Source organism: Bradyrhizobium sp. TM233 (assembly GCF_036247965.1).
Taxonomy (GTDB): domain Bacteria; phylum Pseudomonadota; class Alphaproteobacteria; order Rhizobiales; family Xanthobacteraceae; genus Bradyrhizobium; species Bradyrhizobium ottawaense.
Map to the genome: position 1 here is coordinate 1 of NZ_BTIG01000405.1, position 250 is coordinate 250.

The 250-nt window shown below is 70.8% G+C and carries 1 pseudogene; it reads left to right on the forward strand.

What is annotated here, in order from left to right:
- Nucleotides 1-250: pseudogene (locus AABA86_RS34580) on the forward strand (ferrous iron transporter B); the annotation flags it as partial.

Genomic DNA, 250 nt, shown 5'->3' on the forward strand with positions numbered 1-250 from the left:
CGCCAAGGAGCTCGGCCTGCCCGTGGTCACCTCGATCGCGGTGCGCAAGGGCGGCACCGCCGACCTCTTGAAGCTGACCGACGAGATCTCGGTAAGGCTCGCCGCCGAGGCGGCGGCGAACAGCTGGCGCGCGCTCAGCGTATCCGAATTGCGCGCGACCCAGCGCGAGGCCGACCGCATCATCGCCGACTGCGTCAGCCTGCCTGCTAGACCCGACACCTGGACCGCGCGGATCGACGCGGTCGTGCTG